Source organism: Streptomyces sp. NPDC056883 (assembly GCF_042788835.1).
In the GTDB taxonomy this organism is placed as follows: Bacteria; Actinomycetota; Actinomycetes; order Streptomycetales; family Streptomycetaceae; genus Streptomyces; species Streptomyces stoeckheimensis.
Map to the genome: position 1 here is coordinate 295,779 of NZ_JBHUBS010000008.1, position 18,495 is coordinate 314,273.

The 18,495-nt window shown below is 70.6% G+C and carries 16 protein-coding genes; 15 read left to right on the forward strand and 1 reads right to left on the reverse strand.

Annotated elements, in window-relative coordinates; all coding sequences use genetic code 11:
* Positions 1-112 precede the first annotated feature (112 nt).
* Positions 113-2,326, reverse strand: coding sequence for an elongation factor G-like protein EF-G2 (locus ACFRU2_RS22015; RefSeq protein ID WP_382974520.1), 2,214 nt, complete (start codon positions 2,324-2,326; stop codon positions 113-115).
* A 381-nt stretch (positions 2,327-2,707) separates the two neighbouring features.
* Here ACFRU2_RS22015 and pgsA point away from each other — a divergent pair, with 381 nt between their 5' ends.
* From pgsA to secD, 15 genes are all read left to right on the forward strand, one after another.
* Positions 2,708-3,385, forward strand: a complete 678-nt coding sequence (gene pgsA / locus ACFRU2_RS22020; RefSeq protein WP_382974523.1) for a phosphatidylinositol phosphate synthase — start codon at positions 2,708-2,710, stop codon at positions 3,383-3,385.
* The gene (locus tag ACFRU2_RS22025; RefSeq protein ID WP_382974525.1) at positions 3,385-4,329 is read left to right on the forward strand and encodes a phosphatidylinositol mannoside acyltransferase; all 945 of its coding nucleotides are present in this window, start codon (positions 3,385-3,387) and stop codon (positions 4,327-4,329) included. Before pgsA ends, ACFRU2_RS22025 begins: the two co-directional genes overlap by 1 nt.
* Positions 4,326-5,489: a glycosyltransferase family 4 protein gene (locus ACFRU2_RS22030; protein ID WP_382974526.1), complete on the forward strand. Its 1,164-nt coding sequence runs from the start codon at positions 4,326-4,328 to the stop codon at positions 5,487-5,489. Before ACFRU2_RS22025 ends, ACFRU2_RS22030 begins: the two co-directional genes overlap by 4 nt.
* A gap of 151 nt (positions 5,490-5,640) precedes the next feature.
* Positions 5,641-8,142, forward strand: a complete 2,502-nt coding sequence (locus tag ACFRU2_RS22035) for a hypothetical protein (protein ID WP_382974528.1) — start codon at positions 5,641-5,643, stop codon at positions 8,140-8,142.
* A complete protein-coding gene (locus ACFRU2_RS22040; RefSeq protein WP_382974530.1) occupies positions 8,139-9,131 on the forward strand; it encodes a phosphotransferase family protein in 993 nt (330 codons plus the stop codon). Before ACFRU2_RS22035 ends, ACFRU2_RS22040 begins: the two co-directional genes overlap by 4 nt.
* Positions 9,132-9,133: 2 nt before the next feature.
* A complete protein-coding gene (locus ACFRU2_RS22045; RefSeq protein WP_382974532.1) occupies positions 9,134-10,162 on the forward strand; it encodes an aminoglycoside phosphotransferase family protein in 1,029 nt (342 codons plus the stop codon).
* Between the two features lie 18 nt (positions 10,163-10,180).
* On the forward strand, positions 10,181-10,720 hold the full coding sequence (locus ACFRU2_RS22050; protein ID WP_382974534.1) for a hypothetical protein: 540 nt from the start codon (positions 10,181-10,183) through the stop codon (positions 10,718-10,720).
* Between the two features lie 156 nt (positions 10,721-10,876).
* Positions 10,877-11,794: a pyridoxal 5'-phosphate synthase lyase subunit PdxS gene (gene pdxS / locus ACFRU2_RS22055; protein ID WP_030294529.1), complete on the forward strand. Its 918-nt coding sequence runs from the start codon at positions 10,877-10,879 to the stop codon at positions 11,792-11,794.
* 8 nt (positions 11,795-11,802) lie between these two features.
* Positions 11,803-12,393, forward strand: a complete 591-nt coding sequence (gene pdxT, locus ACFRU2_RS22060) for a pyridoxal 5'-phosphate synthase glutaminase subunit PdxT (RefSeq protein ID WP_328297665.1) — start codon at positions 11,803-11,805, stop codon at positions 12,391-12,393.
* Between the two features lie 57 nt (positions 12,394-12,450).
* Positions 12,451-13,203, forward strand: a complete 753-nt coding sequence (locus tag ACFRU2_RS22065) for a YebC/PmpR family DNA-binding transcriptional regulator (RefSeq protein ID WP_254384884.1) — start codon at positions 12,451-12,453, stop codon at positions 13,201-13,203.
* Between the two features lie 183 nt (positions 13,204-13,386).
* Positions 13,387-13,923 carry a crossover junction endodeoxyribonuclease RuvC gene (gene ruvC, locus ACFRU2_RS22070; RefSeq protein ID WP_382974537.1) on the forward strand — a complete coding sequence of 179 codons (537 nt, stop codon included), beginning with the start codon at positions 13,387-13,389 and terminating at the stop codon, positions 13,921-13,923.
* Positions 13,920-14,552 carry a Holliday junction branch migration protein RuvA gene (gene ruvA, locus ACFRU2_RS22075; RefSeq protein ID WP_382974539.1) on the forward strand — a complete coding sequence of 211 codons (633 nt, stop codon included), beginning with the start codon at positions 13,920-13,922 and terminating at the stop codon, positions 14,550-14,552. Before ruvC ends, ruvA begins: the two co-directional genes overlap by 4 nt.
* A 308-nt stretch (positions 14,553-14,860) precedes the next feature.
* On the forward strand, positions 14,861-15,922 hold the full coding sequence (gene ruvB / locus ACFRU2_RS22080) for a Holliday junction branch migration DNA helicase RuvB (RefSeq protein ID WP_274547951.1): 1,062 nt from the start codon (positions 14,861-14,863) through the stop codon (positions 15,920-15,922).
* 165 nt (positions 15,923-16,087) lie between these two features.
* Positions 16,088-16,555 carry a preprotein translocase subunit YajC gene (yajC, locus tag ACFRU2_RS22085; RefSeq protein WP_375954031.1) on the forward strand — a complete coding sequence of 156 codons (468 nt, stop codon included), beginning with the start codon at positions 16,088-16,090 and terminating at the stop codon, positions 16,553-16,555.
* A 153-nt stretch (positions 16,556-16,708) separates the two neighbouring features.
* Entirely contained in the window at positions 16,709-18,493 is a 1,785-nt protein-coding gene (gene secD, locus ACFRU2_RS22090; RefSeq protein ID WP_382974542.1) for a protein translocase subunit SecD, read from the forward strand.
* Positions 18,494-18,495 lie beyond the last annotated feature (2 nt).

An 18,495-nucleotide genomic window follows, 5' to 3' on the forward strand; every position in this document is an offset into this window, starting at 1 on the left:
CGTTCTGCCCGTCTCACGCGCGGACGAGCCTATCGGCCGATTCCTCCCCGTGGTCATGGGACAGGTAAATGCCGCCCATCGCAAGCGGGTTGGATGGGCGGCCCGGGTGACGCTATGTCAGTTGGCTCCCCTTCTCGGTCTGTTCGCGCATCTTGTCCGCTATCTGTGGCGGCATCGGCTCGTGCCGCGCGTACGTACGGCTGAAAAGGCCCGTGCCGTGCGATACGGAGCGCAGCTCCACGGCGTACCGGCCGATCTCGATCTCGGGGATCTCGGCGAGGACCCGGGTGCGGCCGGTGCCCGCCGCGTCGGTGCCCACGACGCGGCCCCGGCGTCCGGCGAGGTCGCTCATGACGGGGCCGACGTACTCGTCGGGAACGAGTACGGCGAGCTCGGCGACCGGTTCGAGGAGCTGGACGGAGGCCCCGGAGGCGGCTTCGCGCAGGGCGAGGGCGCCCGCGGTCTGGAAGGCGGCGTCGGAGGAGTCCACCGAGTGGGCCTTGCCGTCGAGCAGGGTGATGCGTACGTCGACCAGCGGGTAGCCGGCCGCGAGCCCCCGGGCCGCCTGTGCCCGGACGCCCTTCTCCACGGACGGGATGAACTGGCGCGGAACCGCTCCGCCGACGACCTTGTCGACGAACTCGATGCCGCTGCCCGGCGGCAGCGGCTCGACCTCGATCTCGCAGATGGCGAACTGACCGTGCCCGCCGGACTGCTTCACGTGCCGTCCGCGGCCGCCGGCCTTGGCGCCGAAGGTCTCGCGGAGGCTGACCTTGTGCGCGACCGGGTCGACCTGGACCCCGTACCGGGTGCGCAGCCGTTCGAGGGCGAGGTCCTGATGGGCCTCGCCGAGGCACCACAGGACGAGCTGGCGGGTGTGCGGGTTCTGTTCGAGCCGCATGGTCGGGTCTTCGGCGACCAACCGGGCCAGGCCCTGGGAGAGCTTGTCCTCGTCGGCCTTGCTGTGGGCCTCGATGGCGAGGGGGAGCAGCGGGTCGGGCATGGACCAGGCCTCCATGAGGAGGGGGTCGTCCTTGGCGGAGAGGGTGTCTCCGGTCTCGGCACGGGTGAGTTTGGCCACGCAGGCCAGATCGCCGGCGATGCAGTGGGCGAGGGTGCGCTGCTGTTTGCCGAAGGGGGAGGTCAGGGCGCCGATGCGCTCGTCCACATCGTGATCCTCGTGTCCACGGCCGGTAAGACCGTGCCCGCTCACGTGCACCGTCTCGTCGGGGCGCAGGGTGCCGGAGAAGACGCGGACCAGCGAGACGCGGCCGACGTAGGGGTCGGAGGAGGTCTTCACCACCTCGGCGACGAGCGGTCCGCCGGGATCGCAGGTGATCGCGGGGCGGGCCCCGCCGTCGGGGGTGGTGACGGTGACGGGCGCGCGCTCCAGCGGGGTGGGGAAGCCGCCGGTGATCAGTTCGAGGAGCTCTACGGTGCCCAGGCCCTTGCGGGCGCCGTCGGCGGCGGGGGCGGCCATCAGGACGGGGTGGAAGGTGCCGCGGGCGACGGCCCGCTCCAGGTCGTCGACCAGCGTCTTGAGGTCGATGTCCTCGCCGCCGAGGTAGCGGTCCATGAGGGTCTCGTCCTCGCTCTCGGCGATGATCCCCTCGATCAGCCGGGCGCGGGCGTCGGTGATCAGGGCGAGCTCGCCGGGGTCCGGGTCGCGTTCGACGCGGTCGCCGGAGGTGTAGTCGTAGACGCGCTGGGAGAGCAGCCCGAGCAGTCCGGCCACCGGGGCGTGGCCGTCGGGGCCGGCGGGGCCGTGCAGGGGCAGGTAGAGCGGGCGCACGGCGTCGGGATCGTCCGCCCCGAAGGCGTCTCCGCACACCGTGGTCATCTGCGTGTAGTCGGCGCGGGCGGCTTCCAGGTGGGTCACGACGATGGCGCGCGGCATGCCGACGGCGGCGCATTCGTCCCAGACCATCCGGGTGGCCCCGGAGAGCCCGTCGCCGTCCTCGGCGGCCGAGACCACGAAGAGGGCCGCGTCGGCGGCGCGCAGTCCGGCCCGGAGCTCACCGACGAAGTCGGCGTAACCGGGGGTGTCCAGGATGTTGATCTTGACTCCGGCCCACTCCACGGGGACCAGGGAGAGCTGGATGGAGCGCTGGCGGCGCTGCTCGATCTCGTCGTAGTCGGAGACGGTGGCGCCGTCCTCGACGCGCCCGGCGCGCTTCACGGCGCCGGCGGTCAGGGCCAGGGCTTCGACCAGGGTGGTCTTGCCGGATCCGCTGTGGCCGACCAGCACGACGTTCCGTACGGAGGCCGGGTGGTCGGCCGTCGGTGCTCTTCCGGCGGCTCCGGATTGGTGTGATGCGGCTCCCACGATGTTCGTGCCTCCCGACTTGGAGGGGATGGAGAGGAAAATTCCTTCTACGAGCTTTGCACTGCCGTCACACCCCGTCCATACGTCGTACCGGAGGCGGTGGGGCGGCGGGGGCGGCGCCCGGGCGCGAGGCCCGGGAACGTGCCCGGGGGAGGCGGGGGGACCCGCCGGGGAAGGTGTCCGGAAACGTGCCCGGAAACAGGTCCGGGAACAGGTCCGCAACAGGTCCGACAGGGCGTGCGGAACGTGGCGAACGGCCCGAGAACGGCCCACGTCGTGTGAACCGGTGGGTGCGCGGCGCCGATGGCCCGGGGCCCTGGCTACGATGGGCCAGCCGGTGGCCGTGGTGGCCGTGCGGCCCAGCGACCCTCCGGGAAGGCCATGCTGAACAAGTACGCGCGTGCATTCTTCACGCGTGTTCTCACGCCATTCGCCGCATTTCTGCTCCGGATGGGAGTGAGTCCCGACGCGGTCACCCTCATCGGCACGGCCGGAGTGGTGGCCGGAGCCCTGGTCTTCTTCCCCATGGGCGAGTTCTTCTGGGGCACGATCACCATCACGCTCTTCGTCTTCTCCGACCTGGTGGACGGGAACATGGCCCGCCAGGCCGGCGTCTCCAGCCGGTGGGGCGCCTTCCTCGACTCCACCCTCGACCGGGTGGCGGACGCGGCGATCTTCGGCGGGCTCGCGCTCTGGTACGCGGGTTCCGGGAACGACAACGCGCTCTGCGCGGTCGCCATCTTCTGCCTGGCCAGCGGCCAGGTGGTCTCGTACACCAAGGCCCGTGGCGAGTCGATCGGCCTGCCGGTCGCCGTCAACGGACTCATCGAACGCGCCGAACGCCTGGTGATCACGCTGGTCGCGGCCGGTCTGTCCGGGCTGGAGACCTTCGGCGTCCCCTCGTGGATCGGCGTGCTGCTGCCGATCGCGCTGTGGGTGGTCGCGGCGGGCTCGCTCGTGACCCTGATCCAGCGCGTGGTGACCGTACGGCGCGAATCGGCAGAGGCCGACGCTGCCGCCGCTGCCGCGGGTGCTCCCTCCGAAGGCGGTACGCCCTGATGGGCAAGGCACAGGACAAGCTGGTCGACGGGCTCTACGGGCTCGGCTGGGCCGGGGTCAAGAAGCTGCCCGAGCCGGCCGCGGCCGCCCTCGGACAGCGGATCGCGGACTTCACCTGGAAGCGGCGCGGCAAGAGCGTGCTGCGCCTGGAGTCGAACCTGGCCCGGGTGGTGCCGGACGCGACGCCCGAGCGGCTGCGCGAGCTGTCGCACGCGGGCATGCGCTCCTACATGCGGTACTGGATGGAGTCCTTCCGCCTGCCGACCATGGCCAAGGAACGATTCGGCACCGACGTGCAGATGAAGGACGACCACATCCTGCGCGAGGCACTGGCCTCCGGACGCGGTGTCGTGGTGGCCCTCCCGCACCTGGCCAACTGGGACCTCGCAGGCGCCTGGGCCGTCACCCACATCGGAGTGCCGTTCACCACGGTCGCCGAACGCCTCAAGCCGGAAACCCTCTACGACCGCTTCGTCGCCTACCGCGAGAGCCTGGGCATGGAGGTGCTCCCGCACAACGGCGGCGCCGCCTTCGGCACGCTCGCGCGACGGCTGCGCTCCGGCGGGCTCGTCTGCCTGGTCGCGGACCGCGACCTGTCGGCTTCCGGGGTGGAAGTGGACTTCTTCGGCTCGGCGGCGCGGATGCCGGCCGGTCCGGCGCTGCTCGCCCAGCAGACCGGCGCGATCCTGCTCCCGGCCACCCTGTACTACGGGGACGCGCCGAAGATGTACGGCCGGATCCACTCCCCGGTGGAGGTGCCCGAGCAGGGCACCCGGCAGGAGAAGACGGCCGTCATGACGCAGGCGCTCGCCGACGCCTTCGCGCAGGGCATCGCCGAACACCCGCAGGACTGGCACATGCTCCAGCGGCTGTGGCTGGAAGACCTGGAACCGCGCGAGACCGCCGGCCACGGCGCCGGCCGGCCCGAGGAGCACTCCGCGTGAAGATCGGCATCGTCTGCCCGTACTCCTGGGACGTGCCCGGCGGGGTCCAGTTCCACATCCGTGACCTGGCGGAACACCTCATCGGCCTCGGCCACGAGGTGTCGGTCCTGGCCCCGTCGGACGACGAGACCGGCCTGCCCCCCTACGTGGTCTCGGCGGGCCGGGCGGTGCCGGTGCCGTACAACGGGTCGGTGGCCCGCCTCAATTTCGGCTTCCTGTCGGCGGCCCGGGTACGGCGCTGGCTGCACGACGGGGTCTTCGACGTGGTCCACATCCACGAGCCGACCGCCCCCTCGCTGGGCCTGCTGACCTGCTGGGCGGCACAGGGCCCCATCGTGGCCACCTTCCACACCTCCAACCCGCGCTCCCGGGCCATGCTCGCGGCGTACCCGATCCTGCAGCCGGCGCTGGAGAAGATCAGCGCCCGGATCGCGGTGAGCGAGTACGCGCGGCGCACGCTGGTCGAGCACCTCGGCGGGGACGCGGTGGTCATCCCCAACGGCGTCGACGTGGACTTCTTCGCCAAGGCCGACCCGAATCCGGCCTGGTCGGGCCAGACTCTCGGCTTCATCGGCCGGATCGACGAACCGCGCAAGGGCCTGCCGGTCCTGATGGCGGCCTTCCCGAAGATCGTGGAGGCCTGCCCGGACGTACGGCTCCTCGTGGCGGGCCGCGGCGACGAGGAGGAGGCGGTCGCCTCCCTCCCACCCGAACTCCGCTCCCGGGTCGAGTTCCTCGGCATGGTCTCGGACGAGGACAAGGCGCGGCTGCTGCGCAGCGTCGACGTGTACGTGGCCCCGAACACGGGCGGCGAGAGCTTCGGCATCATCCTGGTGGAAGCCCTCTCGGCAGGCGCGGCGGTCCTCGCCGCCGACCTGGACGCCTTCGCGCAGGTCCTGGACCAGGGCGCGGCGGGGGAGCTCTTCGCGAACGAGGACCCCGACTCCCTGGCCGCCGCGGCGATCGCCCTCCTCGGCGACCCCGCCCGCCGCGCGGAACTGAGCACCCGCGGCTCCGCCCACGTGCGCCGCTTCGACTGGTCGACGGTGGCGGCGGACATCCTGGCCGTCTACGAAACGGTGACGGACGGCGCGGCAGCGGTGGCCGAAGACGAACGAGCCCCCCTCCGCACCCGCCTGGGCCTCACCCGCGACGGCTAGCCCCCGGGGGCGCGGGACGGTGCCGGTATTCCGCTGCGCGGGCGAACTCAAGTGCGAGACAGGGCTGTTCGGTACGCAAAGCCGCCCGTATGTGCTCGCGGAGTGTGGGTAACCTCGCCTCGGTGCCACAGGAGTATCGGGGGGAGTCGCCATGTCCATCAGGCCGCGTTACCGACGGGTTTCGGCATTACAGCGGCAGTTCTTCAATCGTGAGGGACTGCTCGCCACGTACGACGAGGAACTGCGGGGGATCTCCTCGGGGCCCAGGATCCTCAACCTCGTAGGCGTCGGGGGGATCGGGAAATCGCGGCTGCTCCAGGAGCTGCGCCAACGTACGCCGGACTCCTTCCGGACGGCCCGGCTGGATCTACAGCTGCCCACCCTCCGGCAGCAGGAGGACGCCCTCGCCGTCCTGCGCACGGAGCTTGGGGCGCAGGGCGTGAAGTTCGACCGCTTCGACATCGCCTACGCGGTCCTCTGGCAGCGCGTCCACCCTCAACTGCAGATGGACCGGAAGAACACGCCCTTCGCGGAGGAGAGCGAGATCCTGAAGCAGGTCCTGGACGATGCGATGGGCCTCCCGGTCATCGGTACCGCTACGGGGCTCGTGCGGCTCACGGGACGGGCGATGGCCAACCGGCAGCGCCGGCACCGGATCGAGGCGGACCCGACCCTCCAGGAGCTCGACAGCCTGTCGAACGCCGAACTGGGCCACGCGGTGACGTACCTGTTCGCGGAGGAGATGCGCGAGTCGGCCGCGGACCGGCGGTACGTCTTGTTCGTGGACGCCTACGAGGCCATGGTGCCCACGCCACTGCCCGGAGGGCGCAGCTTCGCCACCGATGCCTGGGTACGCGATCTGCTCGGCCAGCTGCACGGCGGGCTGACCGTGCTCGCGAGCAGGGAGCCCCTGCCCTGGGCGGCCTACGACAGGGAGTGGGAGACCGTGATCCGCAAGGCCCGGGTCGGGGGCCTGCCGATGGCGGCCCGCCTGGCCCTGCTGGGCCAGGCGGGGATCACGGAAATCCCGCGGCAGCGGTCCATCGCCGAGGCCAGCGCGGGGGTTCCGTTCTACCTCCACCTCGCTGTGGACACCCATGTGCAGAACCCCGGCCGGATGGAGGACGCGGGGACGTCGGAGGAGATCGTCCAGCGGTTCCTCCAGCACGTGGCACCCGACGAGGTCAGGATCCTGGAGCTGCTCAGCATCGCGCGCACTTTCGACCTCGAAGTGTTCCGGACCATCGGCAGGGACTTCGATCTTCCGACGAACCTGCTGACCTGGGAATCGCTGACGGCTTACTCCTTCGCGTACCCGCTGCCGCAGGGCTGGTACCGGCTGCACCAGCTGATGATCGCGGCTCTTCAGGGGCATCTCTCTGCGGCGGTCAAGCGTCGGGTCCACGTAGTACTGCGGCAGCATTGGGAGGGCCTTGCCGATCGGGTGGAGGCTGGTGTGGAGAGCGTGGGCGTCGCCCGTTCCTCCCCCTTGCACGAGGCGGTCTACCACGGCCTGCACGCCGGGAACCTGTCCCCCGAGCAGATCTTCAAGCATGCCGACCGCGCCATCGGCATGAGCAGCCGGCAGGCGGTCGACGGCATGGTCAAGGATCTGAGGGACCACCTGGGGGCGGGCGGCGGCACGGACACGGCCCCGGACGCTCTTGCCGGAATCCGGGACGCCGCCGACTGCCTCGACGCCGAGTCCAGGCTGGAACTCGGAGACACGAGCGCGGCGATAGCTCTCACGCCGGTGCGCGACGCCCCCGTCCGGTCGGTGGTCTCGGCCCGGCTGGCGCTGGCCGGGGCCAACGCGCGGCGCATCGCGGGGGAGAGCCGCCTGGCCGCGAGCATCTTCGAGCAGGTCTGGGAGGAACACGACGGTGAGGCGCGGACCTCGGCGGGCCTGTGCGTGGCGGACATCCGGATGTGGCAGGGCGACTTCGAGGGAGCCTTCGCCCTGGCCGAAGAGGTCCACGGGACGTCTTCCCCCGAAGAGCGGGTGCTCCGGGGCGATCTGAAGCGCCTGATGCACCTCGGACACCGGTTCCTGATGGACTTCGGCCGCGCAGCGGAGCTCATGGACCAGGCGGAAGCGGAGTACCGCGCCGGCGGTGCCGTCATGGGCCTGGCCAACATCCGCACGAACCGGGCCGAGCTGCTCGCCTTCACCGATCCCGAGGCGGCAGTCAGGGAGGCGGGCGCGGCACTTGACGTACAACGCGACCTCGGCGCCCAACACGAGATCGGGAAGGTCTACACCGCCATGGGCATCGCTCAGATCCGACTGGGGCAACTGGACAGGGCGCACCAGTCCTTCGAGAACGCCAATGCGGCGCTCGACCGGGCCGGCTACCGGTCGGGCCGTGCCAGGGCCGACATGTTCCGGGCGTTCCTGCTTCTGCAGCGGGGGGAGCGGGAGGCGACACGGGAACTCCTGCTCCACGCGGCCCGCGAGTTCGAGGCCTGCCAGGTCTATCCTTCGCTGATCCTGGCCATCCACCGCGCATCCGAACGGATCGGACTGGAGAACCAGGAGATCGCGGCGCTGGCCGAACGGGCCCAGCCCACCCTCCGGCTGCCGGGTACGGCGGCGGAACTCGAGCAGCGGACGGAGGACGTCCTGTCGATGTTCATCGAGGTGGCCTCGTGACATGGCTGGAGCTCTACGACCGCGCACTCGCGGCGACGGAGTCCGCTGCCGGGTACTACAACCGGAACGTGGGAGTGCCGACGCCCGACGGCAAGGTCAACGTGCGCATCCCGCTGGCGGCCGCCGACGTCATGGATCTGCGCCTGTGGAGGGAGGCGGAGGTCCTCACCTCCATCCGCCCCTACGTGGGCCGGGTGCCGGAGCTGCGGCACGTGTCCGAGGATCCCCGGTTCCAGGTGCACCACTTCATCGAGGGGCCCGTTCTGGACAGCTTCTCGCCCCGGGGCAGTTCCGTCCCCATGAACGTCCTGGACGACGTGGTCACGCTGATGGATCAGCTGGCGCGCATCCCGCAGGAGAAGGCCCCCAAGGTGCCCGCGCACTGGCCCGTTTCGGGCGACAGCCCCGGATTCGGACGCCTCCTGGCCGGTCTTACTCAGGACGTCCACTCGACGTACGCGGACGAGTACCGGGACGTCTTCGCGGAGCTCGGCATTCCGGACGATCCGCTGGCGGTGGTCGAACCCCTGTGGGGCACCCTCACGCCGCGCCCGTTCGCCGTGCTCCATGCCGATCTCCACCGTAAGAACATGATCGTGGCCGACGGGGCCACCTGGTTCCTCGACTGGGAACTGGCCCTGTGGGGAGATCCGATGTACGAGATCGGGATCCACTTCCACAAGATGGACTACCCCGAGGACCAGCGGGCCGCGGTGCTCAACCGATGGCGGGACAGACTGCAGCCGCGCTTCACCGACGGGCCGCTCGACGACCTCGATCTCTACGTGGCGCACGAGCGGATCAAGTCGGCGATCGTCGACACGGTCCGCTACTCGAAGCAGCTGCGGGCGGCAGCACAACCCGAGCGCGACTTCCTCATCGGGCGCCTGGCCAAGAAGGTCAATGCGGCCCGCCGGGTATGGGGATCGCCTCCGGATCTGACCCCCGAGCGGGTCGCGCTCAGCCTTGCCGCCTGGTGGGAGGGATAGTCATGGACGCCGTCGCCCTGTACGAAGAGGCCTGTACACGGGGTACCGCACTGGCCGGGTACTACAACCGGAACGTGAGGGTGGAGACCGATAGCGGTCCTGTCATCGTCCGGATCAAGGCGGGCGACTCGGATGCCATGGACCTGACGCTCTGGCCGGAGGCCGAGGTGCTGGAGGCGATCGGCCCCCTCGTGCCGTCCGCCCCGCGCCTGCTCTATGCGGGAACGGAGCCCGACTTCCAGATCCACGGCTTCATCGCGGGCAGGAGGACGGACGCAATCGCCGCGGACGGCCAGCCGCTTCCAGAGATCGTCCTGAAGGGCATCGAAGGGTTCTTTGCGGAGCTGCTGCGGGTACCGCTGTCCACGCTGCCCGCCCTCCCCCCGGACTGGCCGTCGGACCGGGACTCGAGGGGTTTCGCCGAGCGCTTGCTCGCCCTGGTGCGCGAGATCCGGGGGAGGGGGGACGAGGGACTCCAGGGCCTGTACGACGAGCTCGGGGTCCCCCGGGACCCGTGCGGCCCGCTCGCCGACCGGGCAAGGGAGATGGCCGGGCGCAGCTTCCGGCTGCTGCACGCGGACATCCACCGGAAGAACATGATCCTGACCGACCAAGGGCGGGTGGCCTTCTTGGACTGGGAGCTCGCCCTGTGGGGCGATCCCGTGTACGACCTCGCCGACCATCTGCACAAGATGTCCTACACACCCTCCGAGCGGCGCACGGTGACGGAGGGATGGGAGCGGTCGGCGCCTGCGGACTGCCGGGCCGGATGGCGGGCCGATCTCGACTACTACGCCGCCTACGAGGCGGTGAAGTCCGCAGTCGTCGACACGGCGCGCTGGGGCCGGCGCATCGCCACGACACAGGACGGCGTTGCGCGGCGCACCCTCAGCCGGGAACTGGCGGAGAAGCTGGCCGCCGGTTGCGCATCCTGGAGCACCGGGACACCCCGTGTGCCCGAGCCCTGGGAGATCGAGAAGGCGGTCGACCGCTGGCTCGTGCGAGGCAGGAGGCCGGGGGAGATCGGCTGAGAGGTAAAGTCGCGGCCCGTGATCGAAACCCTTGTCTGGATTGCCCTCGGCCTCGGCCTCGTCGGGGTGTACCTCAGTTGGACCGCCGGGCGGCTCGACCGGCTGCACTCGCGGATGGACGCCGCCCGCGCCGCGCTCGACGCGCAGCTCGTGCGGCGGGCCTCCGTGGTGCTGGAGGTCGCGACCTCCGGGGTGCTGGACCCCGCCTCCTCGCTCGTGCTGTACGAGGCCGCGCACGCGGCCCGGCAGGCCGAGGAGGAGCACCGGGAGGTCGCCGAGAGCGAGCTCAGTCAGGCATTGCGTGCGGTGTTCGCCGATGTCGGGCAGGTCGACGCGCTGAAGGCGGCCCCGGGCGGGGCGGAGGCCGCCGAGGAGCTCGCGGCGGCGGTCCGCCGGGTGCCGATGGCGCGGCGGTTCCTCAACGACGCCGTCCGCGCGGCCCGTGCCCTGCGCCGCCACCGCAAGGTCCGCTGGTTCCGGCTGGCGGGCCACGCGGCGTTCCCGCTGGCCTTCGAGATGGACGACGAGCCTCCGGTGGATCTGGCCGAGCGGCCGTAACTTGTACCCAATGGCCAAATCGCAAAGGGCCACCGGCTGCACATTGGCCCTTGCCGTGGACTGGTCCAGAAGGTTTCCTCGGTCGAGTACCACCAGGTCGCCCGTAGCGATCACCAGTAGTAGCGCCTGAATCTTCCTTTCGAGTGAGGTCAATCCGTGAGCACGCTTCCCTCCACCCCGCAGTCCGCTGAGTCGGCGATCGGCACCTCCCGCGTCAAGCGCGGCATGGCCGAGCAGCTCAAGGGCGGCGTGATCATGGATGTGGTCAACGCCGAGCAGGCGAAGATCGCCGAGGACGCCGGCGCCGTGGCCGTCATGGCCCTGGAGCGGGTTCCCGCCGACATCCGCAAGGACGGCGGCGTCGCCCGGATGTCCGACCCGAACATGATCGAAGAGATCATCGAGGCCGTCTCCATCCCGGTCATGGCCAAGTCCCGCATCGGCCACTTCGTCGAGGCCCAGGTCCTCCAGTCCCTCGGCGTCGACTACATCGACGAGTCCGAGGTCCTGACCCCGGCCGACGAGGTCAACCACTCCGACAAGTGGGCGTTCACCACCCCCTTCGTCTGCGGCGCCACCAACCTGGGCGAGGCCCTGCGCCGCATCGCCGAGGGCGCGGCCATGATCCGTTCGAAGGGCGAGGCCGGTACGGGCAACGTCGTCGAGGCCGTCCGTCACCTGCGCCAGATCAAGAACGAGATCGCCCGCCTGCGCGGCTACGACAACAACGAGCTGTTCGCCGCCGCCAAGGAGCTGCGCGCCCCGTACGAGCTGGTCAAGGAAGTTGCCGAGCTCGGCAAGCTCCCGGTCGTGCTGTTCTCCGCCGGTGGCGTCGCCACCCCGGCCGACGCCGCACTGATGCGCCAGCTCGGTGCCGAGGGCGTCTTCGTCGGCTCCGGCATCTTCAAGTCGGGCGACCCGGCCAAGCGCGCCGCCGCCATCGTGAAGGCCACCACCTTCTACGACGACCCGAAGATCATCGCGGACGCCTCCCGCAACCTGGGCGAGGCCATGGTCGGCATCAACTGCGACACCCTCCCCGAGTCCGAGCGCTACGCCAACCGTGGCTGGTAGTCATCACCATGACCACCCCCGTGATTGGTGTCCTGGCACTCCAGGGCGACGTACGGGAGCACCTGATCGCCCTGGCCTCGGCTGACGCCGTGGCCAGGCCGGTCCGGCGTCCCGAGGAGCTCGCCGAGGTCGACGCCCTGGTGATCCCCGGCGGCGAGTCCACGACCATGTCGAAGCTCGCCGTGCTGTTCGGCATGCTGGAGCCGCTGCGCGAGCGAGTGCGGGCCGGGATGCCGGTCTACGGCACCTGCGCCGGCATGATCATGCTCGCGGACAAGCTGCTGGACGGCCGTGAGGACCAGGAGACCCTGGGCGGCATCGACATGATCGTGCGCCGCAACGCCTTCGGCCGCCAGAACGAGTCCTTCGAGGCTCAGGTCGACTTCGCCGGCATCGAGGGCGGCCCCGTCGAGGGCGTCTTCATCCGCGCCCCCTGGGTCGAGTCCGTCGGCGCGGCCGCCGAGGTGCTCGCCACGTACGACGGCCACACCGTCGCCGTGCGCCAGGGCAATGTCCTCGCCACCTCGTTCCACCCGGAGCTCACGGGTGACGACCGGGTCCACGCGTACTTCGTCGACATGGTGCGCGCGGGGCTGTAACGGCGTCCCGGTAGGATCTGAGGCGAACATTGTTGGTGACGCGAAGGAGACAGGCAGATGTCCGGCCACTCTAAATGGGCTACGACGAAGCACAAGAAGGCCGTGGTTGACGCCAAGCGCGGCAAGCTCTTCGCGAAGCTGATCAAGAACATCGAGGTCGCGGCCCGTATGGGCGGCGCCGACATCGATGGCAACCCGACCCTCTTCGACGCCATCCAGAAGGCGAAGAAGAGCTCGGTTCCGAACAAGAACATCGACTCCGCGGTCAAGCGCGGCGGCGGCCTCGAGGCCGGCGGCGCCGACTACGAGACGATCATGTACGAAGGCTACGGCCCGAACGGCGTCGCGGTGCTCATCGAGTGCCTCACCGACAACCGCAACCGTGCCGCGTCCGACGTGCGCGTCGCCATGACCCGCAACGGCGGGTCGATGGCCGACCCGGGCTCGGTCTCGTACCTGTTCAACCGCAAGGGTGTCGTGCTGCTGCCCAAGGGCGAGCTCTCCGAGGACGACGTCCTGGAGACGGTGCTGGAGGCCGGTGCCGAAGAGGTCAACGACCTCGGCGAGCAGTTCGAGATCATCAGCGAGGCCACCGACATGGTCGCGGTCCGTACCGCCCTCCAGGAGGCCGGCATCGACTACGACTCGGCCGACTCCAACTTCCTGCCGACCATGCAGGTCGAGCTGGACGAAGAGGGCGCGCGCAAGATCTTCAAGCTGATCGACGCGCTGGAGGACAGCGACGACGTGCAGAACGTCTTCGCCAACTTCGACGTCTCGGACGAGGTCATGGAGAAGGTCGACGCCTGATCCAGGCGCCAACGGCTCACAGCGTTCGGACAGCGGGCCGACGGGGACACACCCCGTCGGCCCGCTGCGTTGTCATAGGCAGCCGTTAGTCTGGCGACCGAAACTATCAATTGATCAGCCACGACGGCGAGGCACCACCTCCGCGAGAGCGGCGGCGGTTTGGCCGCAAAGGGGGGAGGCGGGGTGCGCGTACTCGGCGTTGACCCGGGGCTGACCCGATGCGGTGTCGGTGTCGTCGAGGGGGTGGCGGGCCGCCCCCTGACGATGCTCGGCGTGGGGGTCGTACGGACGCCCGCGGACGCCGAGTTGGGCCACCGGCTCGTCGCGATCGAGCAGGGCATCGAGGAGTGGCTCGACCAGTACGAGCCCGAAGTCGTCGCCGTGGAGCGGGTGTTCAGCCAGCACAACGTCAGCACGGTGATGGGCACCGCCCAGGCCAGTGCCGTCGCCATGCTGTGCGCCGCGCGCCGCGGCATACCGGTCGCGCTGCACACCCCGAGCGAGGTCAAGGCCGCCGTCACCGGCAGCGGTCGTGCCGACAAGGCGCAGGTCGGAGCCATGGTCACCCGGCTGCTGCGGCTGTCCGCCCCGCCCAAGCCCGCCGACGCCGCGGACGCCCTCGCCCTCGCCATCTGTCACATCTGGCGCGCCCCCGCGCAGAACCGCCTCCAGCAGGCCGTCAACCGGCATGCCAGCGCCCTGAAAGGCCGCACCACATGATCGCCTTCGTCAGCGGCCCGGTCGCCGCGCTCGCCCCCACCTTGGCCGTCATCGAGGTCGGGGGAGTGGGCATGGCCGTGCACTGCACGCCGAACACCATCGCGGGCCTGCGGACCGGTGAGCCGGCCCGGCTGGCGACGTCCCTGGTCGTACGGGAGGACTCGCTGACGCTGTACGGCTTCGCCGACGACGACGAGCGCCAGGTCTTCGAGCTCCTGCAGACCGCCAGCGGGGTCGGGCCGAAGCTCGCCCAGGCGATGCTGGCGGTGCACAGCCCGGACGCGCTGCGGATCGCCGTCTCGGTGGGGGACGAGAAGGCGCTGATGGCCGTCTCCGGCATCGGGAAGAAGGGCGCGCAGAAGCTGCTGCTGGACCTCAAGGACAAGCTGGGCGCGCCGCTGGGGTCGAGCGGGATGGTCGGGGCGCAGCGCGCGGCGGCCTCCGGCCCGGCGCCGTGGTCGGAGCAGCTCTCCGCCGCGCTGGTCGGACTGGGCTACGCGCCCCGGGACGCGGAGGACGCGGTCTCGGCGGTGACGCCGCAGGCGGAGGAGGCCATTGCCGCCGGCGGGTCGGCGCCGGTTCCGCAGCTCCTGCGGGCGGCGTTGCAGTCCCTGAACCGGGCCCGCTGACCCCGGCGGGGGGCGGGGCCGGGCCCGGGGGTCGGAGCCGGGGTCGCTGCGCGGAGCCGGGTCCCCTACCCGCCCTTCCACCGTTCCCCGGGCTCCGCCCGGACCCTTGCCGGGTGCGGCGCCGTTGCCGGGGGCCGGCCCCCGGACCCCCGCTCCTCAAACGCCGGAGGGGCTGGATTTCCGCCTGGCGGGGCTGGAAGTGGCCCAGGGGGCTGGATGTGCCCGGAGGGGCTGGAAGTGGCCCGGAGGGGCTGGATTCGCCCGGGCCGCCGCACACGACGTACCGACCGAGAAGGCAGACTGACACCGTGAACTGGGATGACGAGAGCGACGACCGGATCGTCGCAGCCGCGGCGGACGGCGAGGACACCGCCGTCGAGGCGGCCCTGCGGCCCAAGGACCTCGGCGAGTTCGTCGGGCAGGAGAAGGTCCGCCAGCAGCTGGACCTCGTCCTGAAGGCGGCCCGCCAGCGCGGTGCCACCGCCGATCACGTGCTGCTGTCGGGCGCCCCGGGCCTGGGCAAGACCACCCTGTCCATGATCATCGCGGCCGAGATGGGCGCGCCCATCCGGATCACCTCCGGCCCCGCAATCCAGCACGCGGGCGACCTCGCCGCCATCCTCTCCTCCCTCCAGGAGGGCGAGGTCCTCTTCCTCGACGAGATCCACCGCATGTCCCGGCCCGCCGAGGAAATGCTCTACATGGCCATGGAGGACTTCCGCGTCGACGTGATCGTGGGCAAGGGCCCGGGAGCCACCGCCATCCCGCTGGAGCTGCCCCCGTTCACCCTCGTCGGGGCCACGACCCGGGCCGGTCTGCTCCCGCCCCCGCTGCGCGACCGCTTCGGCTTCACCGGCCACATGGAGTTCTACGCCCCCGAGGAGCTGGAGCGCGTCATCCACCGCTCCGCGCGGCTCCTCGACGTGGAGATCGACACCGCCGGAGCCGCCGAGATCGCCGGCCGCTCGCGCGGAACCCCCCGTATCGCCAACCGGCTGCTGCGCCGCGTCCGCGACTACGCCCAGGTCAGGGCCGACGGCGTGATCAACCGGGCGGTCGCCGGTACCGCCCTGAAGGTCTACGAGGTCGACGAGCGCGGGCTCGACCGGCTGGACCGGGCCGTCCTGGAGGCGCTCCTGAAGCTCTTCGGCGGAGGACCCGTCGGCCTGTCGACGCTCGCGGTCGCCGTCGGCGAGGAGCGGGAGACCGTGGAAGAGGTGGCCGAGCCGTTCCTCGTCCGGGAAGGGCTGCTGGCCCGGACCCCTCGGGGGCGGGTCGCGACCCCGGCCGCATGGGCTCACCTGGGACTTGTTCCGCCACAGCACGGCGGGAACGGATCAAGCGGACAACAGGGCCTCTTCGGGACCTGACGGCGCGGAGGTTCGCCCCCTCAGGAACTGCGGTGACATGCTGGGCGTTGTTCCATCGGTGCGGACTCGCCTAGACTCCGCCGATGCCGACCCTTACGGTCGGCGTACCCACCCCCCGTACAAAGGCCGTGCGCTTGTGCGGTCGATGCGAAGGACCTGCGTCCCGTGAATATCATGTCCCTCCTTCCGTTCGTGCTGATCATCGGGGCGATGTTCCTGCTGACCCGCAGCCAGAAGAAGAAGCAGCAGCAGGCCGTGCAGATGCGCGACCAGCTGACGGCCGGCACCGGCGTCCGCACCATCGGTGGCATGTACGCCACGGTGAAGGAGATCGGCGAAGACACCGTCACGCTCGAGGTGGCCCCCGGCGTCCACGCGATCTACGCGAAGAACGCCATCGGCGCCGTGCTGGAGGACGAGGAGTACAACCGCATCGTCCACGGCATCACCGATGATCTGACGATCGACACGCCGGTCGTCCCGGACGACGCGTCCTCCCTGACCGGGGACGAGGCCCCCAAGCTCGACCTGGGCAAGAAGGACGAGCCCCAGGCCGACGAGCCCGCGGCGGAGGAGTCCAAGGGCGACGAGCCCAAGGACGGCAAGAGCGACGGCGAGGCCGGCGCGAAGTAGCGCTGGACCGGGGACCGTGCGGGGCGCCTGACCGGCAGCTCCGGCGGCCCCCGCCAGTGACCCTTCTGCGGGGGGCAGGGGTCCCCACACACATTTCGTGGCCGTCCACGCGCTGACCCGGCGCGGGGCGGTTGGACAGGGAGATACGACAAGGTGGCAGCACCGAAGAAGGGCCGGCGGCCCACGGGGGCTCAGGGGAGGCCGGGGCGTTCCCTGGCCATCATCCTGATCGCGATGGTGGCGCTCACCGCGGGGATGTTCCTCACGAAGCAGACGACGCCGCGACTCGGCATCGACCTCGCCGGCGGTACGAGCATCACGCTCAAGGCCAAGAGCGAGCCCGGTAAGCCGGACGCGATCAACGAGACCAACATGAACACGGCGATCGGCATCATCGAACGCCGCGTCAACGGTCTCGGCGTCTCCGAGGCCGAGGTCCAGAAGCAGGGCCAAGACCACATCATCGTGAACATCCCCAAGGGGACGAACGAGCAGCAGGCGCGCGATCAGGTCGGTACCACCGCCCAGCTGTACTTCCGCCCCGTGCTCGCCCAGGCGGACGGTGCCCCGGTCGCCCCCGAGGCCAACCCGAGCGGCGCCCCGAGCGCCGCGCCGAGCGGCTCCGGCAGCCCGTCCGCCAGTGCCACCCCGTCGTCCAGCGCCACTTCTCAGGGCCGTGCGGTCAGCGAGGCCCTCAAGGCCCCGAACGCCCCCTCTCCCTCGCCCTCGGCGAGCGAGTCGAAGAAGGCAGACGACAAGGCCACCCCGTCCACGTCGCCGTCCGCGCCGACCGCCGACCAGGCCGCAGCCGCGGACCTGCAGGCGAAGTTCGCCGCGCTGGACTGCAGCAACGAGGCGCAGCGCATCGCCGTCAGCAAGAACGTGAAGCCCGAGGACCCGACGCTCGCCTGTGGCAAGCGCGGCGACGCCTGGGGCAAGTGGGTGCTCGGCCCGGCCCAGGTCAACGGCCAGGACGTCAAGGACGCCAAGGGCATCATCGACCAGCAGCGCGGCATCTGGATCGTCACGATGCAGTTCACCGACAAGGGCGCCGACAAGTTCGCCAAGATCACCGGTGAGCTCGCTGCCAAGCAGTCCCCGCAGAACCAGTTCGCCATCGTGCTCGACGGCGAGGTCATCTCCGACCCGTCCGTCAGCCAGGCGCTGACCGGCGGCAACGCCGAGATCTCCGGCGGCTTCACCCAGCAGTCCGCGATGGACCTGGGCAACATGCTCTCGTACGGCGCCCTGCCGCTGTCCTTCCAGGAGGACAGCGTCACCACCGTCTCCGCCGCGCTCGGCGGCGAGCAGCTGAAGGCCGGCCTCATCGCCGGCGCCATCGGCCTCGCCCTCGTCGTGATCTACCTGCTGGCGTACTACCGGGGCCTGGCGTTCGTCGCCATCATCAGCCTCATCGTCTCCGGCATCCTCACGTACACGATCATGGCGCTGCTCGGCAAGGGCATCGGCTTCGCACTGAACCTGCCGGCCGTCTGTGGTGCGATCGTCGCGATCGGCATCACCGCGGACTCGTTCATCGTGTACTTCGAACGCATCCGTGACGAGATCCGCGAGGGCCGCACCCTGCGTCCGGCCGTCGAGCGCGCCTGGCCCCGTGCCCGTCGCACCATCCTGGTCTCCGACTTCGTGTCGTTCCTGGCGGCCGCGGTCCTGTTCATCGTCACCGTCGGCAAGGTGCAGGGCTTCGCCTTCACCCTGGGTCTGACGACCCTGCTCGACGTGGTCGTGGTGTTCCTCTTCACCAAGCCCGTCATGACGCTGCTGGCCCGCACGAACTTCTTCGCCAGCGGTCACCCCTGGTCCGGGCTGGACCCGAAGCGACTGGGCGCGAAGCCGCCGCTGCGACGCTCGCGTCGTACCGGCTCCGACGCGGCCGCCGCGACCGTCTCCGTTCCCGTCGACGCAAAGGAGGCGTGAGA